Raw genomic sequence first — 10,607 nt, 5'->3', positions numbered from 1 at the left:
CTGCGCCGGTTAGTGGCCTGCGCCGCTGCGGTGGTGCTGGTAGACGGGACCCTGATCCGGACCCGCCGCCGCACCGGGAAAGCCAACCGCGCCCATTACAGCGGCAAGCACAAACACCACGGCCTGGTGGTACTCGCTCTGACCGACGAGGCAGGCCGGTTGTTGTGGGTCTCGGCGGTGTTGGCGGGCCGGACCGCCGACATCACCGCCGCTCGCCGGCTGCGGATCCGGGAACGGCTGCACGCCCACGGCCTGACTCCCGCGGGGGACAAGGGTTTTCATGGTTGGCATAAAGACGTCCGGGACAGCCGCGACTGCGGTGTCTGCGAGGGGGCATGCGAGCAGGTCGTGCTCACCCCTTTCAAAGCCGAAGCGAACCGGCCGTTGACCGAGGGACAGCAGTGGGCGAATGCGGCGTTCTCGGCGATGCGCTGCGCGGTGGAGGGCGGCTTCGCCGCCCTCAAAGCCTGGCGGATCCTGGACAAGCTGCGCCTCCACCCACGCCACGCCACCACACTGCTGCGGGCTGTGCTCGTGCTGACCCAGCACGAGCACAGCGTCCGACACGCGCAGGCATGAGCTGTTACCAGGCCCAGTCAACCCACCGTGACCAGGCCAAACCACGATGAAACAACCCCATTGGGGCGCTCTGGCCACCTCAGGACCGGCGGATTGCAGCTTTCCTGCATCGCCACCCCTTGACTTGACGTTTTCCTGCACTCAGGATGCCTCCTGTGCAGAACGAAGCCAAGACCTCCGAGCTGGACCGGCGCATCGTCGCGGCCCTGCAGCTCAACGGCCGGGCCTCCTGGGGTGCCGTCGCCCGGCACGTCGGGGCCAGTGAGTCCACCGTCCTCCGGCGGGCCGAAAAGCTCACCGAAAGCGGCCGGCTGCGGGTCATCGGGGTCGTCGACGTCCTGCGCTGCGGCCTCGGTGTTCCCGTCATCGCGCGGCTGAAGTGCCGGCCCGGTGCCGCCGCCACCGTGGCCGAGGCCCTCGCCGCCCGGCCCGACGTGCGGTACGCCAGTGTTCTTGCCGGGAGTGCCGACTGCTCCGCCGAGTTCGTCCTCCCCTCCTACGCCGACATCGCCGGCCTGCAGGAAAACGGCTTCCCCGCCGCCCAGGCCATCCGGGACGCCGAGACCTTCGCCGTCATGCGGACCTTCACCTCCAACCACGACTGGGACTCCGGCGAACTCACCCCCGACGCCGCGATGGACCTGCGCGGCGGCGAGGTGCGGCCGTTCGAAGAACAGCACTGGGAACACGCGCCCGAGCAGCTCGACGAGCTCGACCTCGCGCTCTGCGCCGCCCTCGGCGAGGACGGCAGGCTGCCCTTCAAGGAAGTGTCCAAACTGGTCGGCACGAGCGAGTCCACAGTGGCCCGTCGCGTCGATTCGCTCGTCCGACGCGGCTGCCTGCGCTTCCGGACGCTCGCCGAGCCCGCCATGTTCGGCTACGCCCTCGAGTTCATGCTTTGGCTCTCGGTCGTCCCCGGCGAGCTCGACCGCGCCGGGCAGCAGCTCGCCGCCCACCCCGGCACGAAGTACCTCTCCGCCACCACCGGGCGGTTCAACCTCGTCGGCCAGATCGTCCTTCGCCACTACGGCGAGTTGTACCGCCACACCACCGACGTCGTCGGCGCGCTGCCCGGGCTCCGGGAGGCCGACGTGACCCTGCAGGTTTCGACGCTCAAGCGCGCGTGGGCCCCGACGCCCGCCGCCAGCTTGGAGGACGCATGACCGACCAGCCCTGGCAGTGGGACGAAGCGACGTGGCGCGGGCACGTCGAGCACGTGCGCGCCGGACGTCCGCTGCGCCCGGCCGCGTGGCCCGGCGGCGCGAAGGTCGCCGTCGCGTTGTCCTTCGACTCCGACCACGAGACGCCCGCCCTGCGCGACGGTGACGTCCTGCCCGGCAAGATGGCGCAGGGCGAGTACGGCGCCCGCGTCGGTGTCCCCCGCATCCTCAAGCTCCTGCAACGACACAACGCCCCCGCGTCCTTCTTCGTGCCCGCCGTGTCGGCGCTGCTCCACGAGGGCGAGGTCAAGTCCTATGTGGACGCCGGGCACGAAGTGGCGCTGCACGGCTGGATCCACGAGCGCAACACCGCGCTCACCGAGACCGAGGAGCGCGACCTCGCCTTCCGCGCCGCCGACGTCCTGGAAGGACTCGCCGGGACGAGGCCGGTCGGGATCCGGACGCCGTCCTGGGACTTCTCCGCCCACACGCTCGCGATCACCCGCGAACTGGGCCTGACGTACGACTCCTCGCTGATGGCCGACGACGACTGCTACGAACTGCTCGAAAACGGGGAGCCGACGGGGATCGTCGAGCTGCCGGTCGAGTGGATCCGCGACGACGCGCCGTACTTCATGATGGACCGGTTCGCCTCGCTGCGGCCCTACACCCCGCCGCGCGGCGTGCTCTCCATCTGGCGCGACGAGTTCGACGCCGCCTACGCCGACGGCGGCATCTTCCAGCTCACCATGCACCCGCACATCATCGGCCACCGCTCGCGCCTCGCGGTCCTGGCGGAGCTCCTCGACCACATCGCCGGCCACGACGGCGTCTGGTTCGCCACGCACGCGCAGATCGTCGGCCACGTCCGCCAGGAGCAGCCATGACCACAGTGGACACCGTCGTCAGCCACCGCCTGACGGCGCACCAGCGCAAGGCGATCGTCGCCGGCGCCGTCGGCAACACCGTCGAATGGGTCGACTGGGCCGTCTACGCCACGTTCGCCCCGGTGTTCGCCGGCCAGTTCTTCGCCGGCGGCACCGAAACCACGGCGTTGCTGTCCACTTTGGCCGTGTTCGCCGTCGGGTTCGTCATGCGGCCCATCGGCGGCGCGGTGCTCGGCGCGTACGCCGACCGCCGGGGCCGCAAGAAGGGCCTGACGCTCACCATCTCGCTGATGGCCGGCGCGTCGATCGTCATCGCGCTGACCCCCACCTACGCGCAGATCGGCGTGCTCGCCCCGATCGTGCTGCTGCTGGCCCGGCTCGTGCAGGGGTTCTCCGCGGGCGGTGAGTTCGGTTCGTCGTCGGCGTTCCTCATCGAGTCGGCCGCGCCCGGCCGCCGCGCGTTCGCCGGCTCGTGGCAGCAGGTGTCGGTCGGCCTCGGCTCGCTGCTGGCCGCGCTGATGGGCACGATCCTCAACTCGACGCTGTCCGACGCCGACCTGCGCGGCTGGGGCTGGCGGCTCGCGTTCGGCCTGGCCGGGCTGCTCGGCCTGGTCGGCCTCTGGCTGCGGGTGTCGGTCCACGAAACCGAGGCGTTCAGCAAGATCAGCGCGAAGCCGCGGCGCAACCCGCTGGTGGCGATGCTGCGCGACCACCCGAAAGCCGCGCTGCGCGTCGCCGGGGTGACGATCGCCGGGACGCTGATCTACTACGTGTGGGTCTCGTACATGCCGGCTTACGCGCACCTCGCCACCGGTATCCCGCTCAAGACCGCGCTGCTGGCCAACACCCTGGCCATGGTCGTGTTCATCGCGCTGCTGCCCTTCGGCGGCCTGCTGTCGGACCGGATCGGGCGCAAGGCGACGATGACGGCGTTCGCCGGCGGGTTCGTGGTGTTCGCCTGGCCCGCGTTCCACTTCCTGGGCAACAGCTTCTGGAGCGTCTTCGTCATCGAGCTGATCGGCCTGGTGCTGATCGTCGGGTACTCGGCGAACTGCGCGGTGATCATGGCCGAGCAGTTCCCGCCGGAAGTCCGCACCACCGGCATCGGCCTGCCGTACGCGCTCGCCGTCGCGATCTTCGGCGGCACCGCGCCGTACGTCACGACGTGGCTCAACGCCAACCACCTCGGGAACCTGGTGTGGGTCTACGTCGCCGTCGCCGCGCTCATCGGCGTCGCGGTCTACCTCACGATGCCGGAGACCAAGGGGAAGGAGCTGTAGTGCGGACTGTCCTCGTCACCGGGGCCGGCGGCGGCATCGGCGCCGCCATCGCGCAGCGGTTCGCCGAAGCAGGCGACCGCCTGATCCTATCCGACCTCCGCGCGGCGGAACTGTCCACAGTGGCCGCTCGACTGCCAACCGACGTCGTCGAGCTGCCGGGCGACCTCGCCGACGCGGCCTACGCCGAAGGGCTCGTCGAGCGGGCCGGCGCGGTCGACGTCCTCGTCAACGCCGCCGGGATCTACCCCGCCACTCCCCTGCTGGAGATGACGGCTGCGGTGTGGGACCGCGTGCAGGACGTCAACGTCCGGGCCGCGTTGCTCACGACTGTCGCTTTCGGACGCGCCCACGTCGAAGCAGGAACCACCGGCACCGTGGTCAACATCTCTTCCGGCGCGGCCACGCGGGCGCGGCCCGGCGCCGCGCACTACGCGACGTCGAAAGCCGCGCTGGAAATGGTCACCAAGGCCTGCGCGGTCGAGCTGGGGCCGCACGGCATCCGCGTGAACGCGGTGAGCCCAGGGTTCGTCACCGTCGACAGCGACGCCAACCCGGTCACCGAGGCGTACGCGGCCGCGGTGTCGGTCAACCCGCTCGGGCGACGCGGCGAGCCGCGCGAGATCGCCGACGCCGTGTTCTGGCTCGCCGGCCCGCAGGCGGCCTGGATCACCGGCGCCGTGCTGCGCGTCGACGGCGGTTCGACGGCGGGAGCGGCCGGCCTGCCCCTGCACTGGGCCGGGGAAACAGCTGTCCAGCAAGGAAAGGAAGCGCATGCCTGACCGGCGCTCGTACACGGTCGTCGGCGGCGGCGCGATCGGCGGGACGCTCGCGTTCCACCTCGCCCGCGCCGGCCACCCGGTGTCCATTGTGGATGCGGACCCCGTCCACGTGGCCGCGATCGCGGACCGCGGCCTCACCCTGCGCCGCCCCGACGGCGACGAAACCGTGGAACTGCCGGCTTTCCTGCCGGCGGACGCCCCGCCGACGTTCGGCCGGGTGCTGCTCGCCGTCAAGGCCCAGGCCACCGAAACCGTGCTGCCGTGGCTGACCCCGCGGCTGGCCGAAGACGGGTTCGTCGTCTCCCTGCAGAACGGGCTCAACGAAGGGCTGATCGCCGCGCACGTCGGTCCGGAACGGACGGTCGGCGCGTTCGTGAACCTCTTCGCCGACGTCGTCGAGCCCGGCGTCGTGCGCGACGGCGGCCTCGGCGCCCTCGTCGTCGGCGAGCCGGACGGCCGGATCAGCGACCGGGTCGAAGAGGTCGTCGCCGATCTGCAGGCCTGGGGTCCGGCGAAGGCGACCGCGAACGTCGAAGGCTACCTGTGGGCGAAGCTCGGCTTCGGCGCGATGCTCACCACGACGGCCTTGGCCGACGCGCCGATGGCCGACCTCATCGACCGGCACCGCCCGCTCATGCACGCCCTCACCGCCGAGGTCCTCGCCGCGGCGGGCGACCGCGTCCTGGAGCCGTTCGACCAGTTCGACCCGGCCGCCTACCGGCCCGGCTCGTCCGGTCGCGAGGCGGCGACCGACCGGCTGGTCGCGTGGCTGCGGACCCAGCCGAAGGACCGCAGCGGCATCTGGCGCGACATCGCCGTCCGCCACCGGCCGATCGAAGTGCACCACCACTACGCGCCGGTGCTCGCCGTCGCGGAGGTCCCGCTGCTGCGGGCGATGCTGACCCGGCTGCGCGACGTCGAGACCGGCGCCGCGGCGATGTCCGAAGACCACCTCGTCGAACTGGAGCGAGCGCTGTGATCCGCGAACTGCACGAGTGGGTGCGCGCGCACCGCGACGACCTCCTCGCCGACGTCGCCGCCTACGTCTCCATCGAAACACCGAGCGACGACAAGACCGCCCTGACCGCGGGACTGTCCTGGGTGGACGGTTGGCTGCGCGAACGGCTGGGCGAACCCGAAAACGTCCGGGACGTCGACGGCGGCCGCTACGGCGACATCAAGGTCTACGACTTCCCCGGCACCGGCGAACCAGTGCTCCTGCTGTGCCACTACGACACGGTGTGGCCACTCGGGACCCTGAAAGACTGGCCGTTCACCGTGGACGGCGACCGCGCCACCGGGCCCGGGATCTTCGACATGAAGTCCGGTCTGGTGCACGCGGTCTGGGCGCTGCGCGCGCTCGACGCGGCGGGCCTACCGCGGCCGGCCGTCCGGCTGGTCCTCAACGGCGACGAGGAGATCGGCAGCCCGGCGTCCCGCCCGGTGATCGAGGAGGCCGCCGCGGGCACCCGGGCGACGCTGGTGTTCGAGGCGAGCGCCGACGGCGCGGTGAAGACCGCGCGCAAGGGGGTCGGCCTGTTCCGGGTGCACACCAAGGGCGTCGAAGCACACGCCGGGCTCGACCCGGCCAAGGGCGCGAGCGCGGTCGACGAGCTGGCCCGGGCGGTGCTCGCGCTGCACGGGCTGTCCGATGTGGACGCGGGGACGACGGTGAACGTCGGCGTGGTCACCGGCGGCACCCGGCAGAATGTGATCGCGGGCGCGGCGTCGGGCGAGATCGACGTCCGCGTGTCCAGCGCGGCCGAAGCGGCCCGCATCGACGCGGGTCTCGCGGCGCTGAAGGCGCACGACCCGCGCGCGGCGGTCGAGGTGACCGGCGGCTGGAACCGGCCGGTGATGGAACGTTCGGACGCCATCGCGCGGCTGTACGAGCTGGCCAGGGAGGAGGCCGCGGAGCTCGGTGTCACGCTGCGGGAGTGTTCGGTCGGCGGCGCGAGCGACGGCAACTTCGTGGCGGCGCTGGGCCACCCGGTCCTGGACGGCTTCGGCGCGGTCGGCGACGGCGCCCACGCGCGTCACGAGCACATCAGCGTCGAGGGGATGATGGAGCGCACCGCGCTGGCGGCCGCCGTTCTGCACCGGCTGGCCGGCCGGCGGCCGAGGCGAACGGAGTGAAGATGGAAACCCGGCTCGACGAACGGTTCAGCGACCCCGGTACCGAGGCCACCCCCTGGGCCGAAACCGTGCGGGCGCTGGAAGACGCGCAGGTCAGCTGGCTCACCACGGTCCGCGCCGACGGGCGGCCGCACGTGACCCCGCTGGTCGCGGTGTGGCTCGACGGCGCGCTGCACTTCTCGACCGGCGAGACCGAGCAGAAGTACCGCAACCTCGCCGCGAACCCGAACGTCGTGCTCACCACCGGCCGCGACGCCTGGGACGACGCCCTCGACGTGGTGGTCGAAGGCGCCGCCCGGCGCGTCACGGACCGGGCCCGGCTGGAGCGGCTCGCCGAGGCGTGGCTGGCCAAGTGGGACGGCAGCTGGGTCTACGAAGCCACCGACGACGGGTTCCGGCAGGGCAGCCACGAAGACGTGGCGGTGTTCGCCGTCGAGCCGGCGAAGGTCCTGGTCTTCGGCCGCCGCAGCTCGATGACGGACGCCTCGATGCTGTCCACGGTGGAGTTCACCCACACCAGCCATTCACCCGCGCGCGGGTGACCGTCCGAAGAGCCGGGCGCGCCGGGTCCGGCCGGACCGCAGCCGGCCGGCGACGGCGTCCTCGAGCAACGCCCCGACCGTCTCGCGGGCGCACGCCTTGTTCGCCCCGATCCCGCCCGACGGGCCGCGCTTGATCCACCCGGCCACATAAGTCCCGGGCGAGACTCGGCCCGCGACGTTCGGCACGGTCCCGGTCGCCTCGTCGAACGGCAGCCCGGCCACCGGGGCACCGCGGAACCCGGCGGCCCGCACGACCCGGCCGGCGGTGATCTCGACGTCGCCGGTCACGCGGACGCCGCGGACCTCGGTGTCGCCGGTGAACGCGACCGGGGCGGAGTGGAACCGCAGCACGACCCGCCGCCCGTCCGGGGGCGGGGAGGACCAGTCGACCGCCTCGCGCGGGACGCCCCGCAGCCACGCGGCCTTGCCGTCCCCGGCGTCGATGGCCGCGGCGACGCGCGGGTCGTGCTCGTCCACGACGAGGTCGCCCCGGGCCACCAGCGCCAGCAGTTCGGACTGCGTGTACGCGGCATCGGCGGGCCCGCGACGGGCCAGCAGCACGACCTCGCGCACCTTGCTCGACCGGAGCCGGGCGAGCGCGGCCGGGGCGATGGGCGTGTCCGCCAGGGACTCCGGGTCGGCCGTGAGGATGCGGGCGATGTCGAGCGCGACGTTGCCGGTGCCGACCACGACCACCCGCTCGGCCGAGAGGTCGACCGCGTCCGGCCGGACGTCGGGGTGGCCGTTGTACCAGTTGACCACCGTCGCCGCCGGGAGGCTGCCCGGCAGGTCCTCGCCGGGGACGCCGAGGCGGCGGGCGCCGGTCGCGCCGACCGCGTAGATCACCGCGTCGTGCCGGTCGGCCAGCTCCGGCCCGGCTTCCACGCCCAGCCGCAGCGTCAGGCGCGGGTGGTCGTGGAAGCGCGCGAACGTCTCGCCGATCTTCTTCGTCGACGGGTGGTCGGGCGCGACGCCGTAGCGGATCAGGCCGCCCGCCGTGTCGAGCCGGTCGATCAGGGTGACGTGGGAGCTGGTGTGCAGCAACAGGTCTTCGACGGCGTACATGCCCGCCGGCCCGGTGCCGACGACCGCCACGTCCAGGGGCGCGAAGTCGCTCGGGAGCACCCGGGCGAACGACGGCGGCGACCACCGGTGGAAGTTCGGGGCGACGGTTGCCTCGGCGAGGACGTCCCGGCCCGCGTAGAACTCCGCGTTCAGCTCCTCGTACACCTTCAGCGGCCCGGTGAGGTCGCCGGCCGGGAAGATCGCGTCGACCGGGCAAGCGTCGGCGCACGCGCCGCAGTCGATGCAGGTCGCCGGGTCGACGTAGAGCATGTCGGTCGTCCCGAAGTCGGGCTCGTCCGGCGTCGGGTGGATGCAGTTGACCGGGCAGACCGACACGCAGGACGCGTCGGCGCAGCAGGTCTGGGTGATCGCGAACGCCATGTCAGATCAGGTTGGCGCGCTTGTAGAACCACAGCGACGGCTTGGTGAGCAGCCCGGCGGAGTGCAGGAACTCCATCAGCCCGGAGCAGCTCGAGCGCAGCATCGACTTGTGGTGCTCGTTGGCCTTGGCCTCGCGCCGCGCGCGCTTGCCGTCGAGCCCGGCGTTCTCGTAGACCTTGGCGTTCACCATGCTCGTCACGATGAAGTAGGACGCGACCGCGACGACGAAGCCGTTGATCTGGCGGCGCAGCCAGCCGGCGCCTTCGAGCCGCTCGCGGGTCTCCTCGCGGGCGAACTTCATGTGCCGCGACTCTTCGACGACGTGGATGTTGTTGATGGTGCGCACGAACGGGACGACGCGCTCGTCGCGCATCCAGTCCCGTTGCATCACATCGAGGACCTCCTCGGCGACGAGGATCGCGGCGTAGGCGGCCTCGCCGGTGGCGGTGGCCTTGAAGACCCGGCCGAGTTCGACGACGAACCGGCGCGGCCGGTACGCGGGCGCGCGCAGCTTGGCGGCGCCGCGGGCGAACATGATCGAGTGCCGGCACTCGTCGGCGATCTCGGTGAGCGCCCACTGGAAGGCCGGGTCGGTCGGGTCCTTGGCGTAGAAGTCGCGCAGGACCATCTGCTGCAGGATCATCTCGAACCAGATCCCGGTGCTCGCCACCGACGCCGCTTCCTGGCGGGTCAGCTCGCGCTGCTGCTCCGGGGTCATGTCCGCCCAGTAGGACGTGCCGTAGAGCGTGCTCCACTCGGGGCTGGCGCCGTGGTAGTCCGTGTCCAGCGGCGTCTCCCAGTCGACCTCCTTGACGGGGTCGTAGGACAGCTGCTCCGACGAATCCAGCAGCCGGCGCGCGGTGGTCTCGCGGTCCGTCTGGCCCGCTTCGCATTCGCTGATGCTGGTCATCGCCGACCTCCTCGACAGGTGTTACCCGGGTTCACTGTTACCAACCGTAACACATATCGGTTCGGGTGCACACGCGTCGGCTCAATCGCCGCGGAACGCGCTGGGCGGGACGCCGAGCAGGCCGTGGAACATCGTCGTGAACGCCCCGGCCCCCGCGTAGCCGAGCGCGGCCGCGACCTCCGCCACCGGGGTACCCGCGGCCAGCAGCGGCAACGCGTGCAGGACGCAGGCCCGGCGCCGCCACGGCGCGAGCGCGAGCCCGGTCTCGGCGCGGAACCGCCGGTGCAGCGTCCGTTCGGCGACGTGCAGCCACGCGGCCCACGCGGCGGGCCGGACGTCGATCCGCGGCGCCACCAGGAAGTCCTGGCACAGCCGCCGCAGCTCCGGGTCGGCGGGCAGCGGGAGGTCGAGCGGCAGCGGCGCGGCCCGGCGCAGTTCGTGCAGGGCCAGGTGCAGCACCGCCGCGTCCCGCCCGCGCGCGGCGTACCGCGGTTCGACGTCGACGGCCTCGCGCAGCAGTTCACGCAGCAGCGGCGTCACTTCGACGACCCGGCAGCGGGCCGGGAACCACGGCACCGCCCGCGGTTCGACGTAGAGGCTGCGGGTGCTCACGCCGTCCATCCGCACCGCGTGCCCCACGCCGGCCGGGATCAGGACGGCCCGCTGCGGCGGCACGGTCCAGACGCCGTCGGCGGTGTCGACCCGCATCGACCCGGTGACGCCGTAGAGCACCTGCGCCCGCCGGTGGCGGTGGCCGGCCAGGACGTGGCCGGGCGGGTAGTCGGTGCCGATGGCCACGACGTCGCGGTCGAGGTCGTCGACGGTGTCGATCGGGACGTTGCGCACCCCGCGAGCCTAGGTGGCCGGAACTCGGAAGAACATGGCCGA

11 protein-coding genes are annotated in these 10,607 nt (G+C 72.2%); 8 read left to right on the top strand and 3 right to left on the bottom strand.

Features of this window, described 5'->3' with window-relative positions:
* The 8 genes from ACIQWX_RS47715 to ACIQWX_RS47680 form a co-directional block, all read left to right on the top strand.
* Nucleotides 1-579 (top strand): transposase family protein (locus ACIQWX_RS47715; RefSeq protein ID WP_400886212.1); only part of this gene is annotated, 579 nt, incomplete at its 5' end.
* Nucleotides 580-734: 155 nt separating this feature from the next.
* Nucleotides 735-1,742: an Lrp/AsnC family transcriptional regulator gene (locus tag ACIQWX_RS47710; protein WP_400886210.1), complete on the top strand. Its 1,008-nt coding sequence runs from the start codon at nt 735-737 to the stop codon at nt 1,740-1,742.
* On the top strand, nt 1,739-2,626 hold the full coding sequence (locus ACIQWX_RS47705; RefSeq protein ID WP_400886208.1) for a polysaccharide deacetylase: 888 nt from the start codon (nt 1,739-1,741) through the stop codon (nt 2,624-2,626). The genes ACIQWX_RS47710 and ACIQWX_RS47705 overlap by 4 nt, the downstream gene beginning before the upstream one ends.
* The gene (locus tag ACIQWX_RS47700) at nt 2,623-3,906 is read left to right on the top strand and encodes an MFS transporter (protein WP_400886205.1); all 1,284 of its coding nucleotides are present in this window, start codon (nt 2,623-2,625) and stop codon (nt 3,904-3,906) included. The genes ACIQWX_RS47705 and ACIQWX_RS47700 overlap by 4 nt, the downstream gene beginning before the upstream one ends.
* Entirely contained in the window at nt 3,906-4,685 is a 780-nt protein-coding gene (locus ACIQWX_RS47695) for an SDR family NAD(P)-dependent oxidoreductase (RefSeq protein WP_400886203.1), read from the top strand. Before ACIQWX_RS47700 ends, ACIQWX_RS47695 begins: the two co-directional genes overlap by 1 nt.
* Nucleotides 4,678-5,664: a ketopantoate reductase family protein gene (locus ACIQWX_RS47690; RefSeq protein ID WP_400886202.1), complete on the top strand. Its 987-nt coding sequence runs from the start codon at nt 4,678-4,680 to the stop codon at nt 5,662-5,664. Before ACIQWX_RS47695 ends, ACIQWX_RS47690 begins: the two co-directional genes overlap by 8 nt.
* Complete coding sequence (locus tag ACIQWX_RS47685) at nt 5,661-6,821, top strand: M20 family metallopeptidase (protein ID WP_400886200.1); 1,161 nt, start codon at nt 5,661-5,663, stop codon at nt 6,819-6,821. The genes ACIQWX_RS47690 and ACIQWX_RS47685 overlap by 4 nt, the downstream gene beginning before the upstream one ends.
* 2 nt (nt 6,822-6,823) lie before the next feature.
* Nucleotides 6,824-7,363: a pyridoxamine 5'-phosphate oxidase family protein gene (locus ACIQWX_RS47680; RefSeq protein ID WP_400886198.1), complete on the top strand. Its 540-nt coding sequence runs from the start codon at nt 6,824-6,826 to the stop codon at nt 7,361-7,363.
* Here the strand turns inward: ACIQWX_RS47680 and ACIQWX_RS47675 are convergent.
* The 3 genes from ACIQWX_RS47675 to ACIQWX_RS47665 form a co-directional block, all read right to left on the bottom strand.
* Nucleotides 7,346-8,809, bottom strand: a complete 1,464-nt coding sequence (locus ACIQWX_RS47675; RefSeq protein ID WP_400886195.1) for an FAD-dependent oxidoreductase — start codon at nt 8,807-8,809, stop codon at nt 7,346-7,348. The two genes, ACIQWX_RS47680 and ACIQWX_RS47675, sit on opposite strands and share 18 nt — an antisense overlap.
* A gap of 1 nt (nt 8,810) precedes the next feature.
* A complete protein-coding gene (locus ACIQWX_RS47670; RefSeq protein WP_400886193.1) occupies nt 8,811-9,719 on the bottom strand; it encodes a diiron oxygenase in 909 nt (302 codons plus the stop codon).
* Nucleotides 9,720-9,800: 81 nt separating this feature from the next.
* Complete coding sequence (locus tag ACIQWX_RS47665; RefSeq protein ID WP_400886191.1) at nt 9,801-10,565, bottom strand: AraC family transcriptional regulator; 765 nt, start codon at nt 10,563-10,565, stop codon at nt 9,801-9,803.
* Nucleotides 10,566-10,607: the final 42 nt, after the last annotated feature.

Origin of the sequence: Amycolatopsis sp. NPDC098790, assembly GCF_044759945.1 — a bacterium.
Classification (GTDB): domain Bacteria; phylum Actinomycetota; class Actinomycetes; order Mycobacteriales; family Pseudonocardiaceae; genus Amycolatopsis.
The sequence above is the reverse complement of the archived record's forward strand: the minus strand, read 5'-3'. Positions and strand labels throughout refer to the sequence as shown.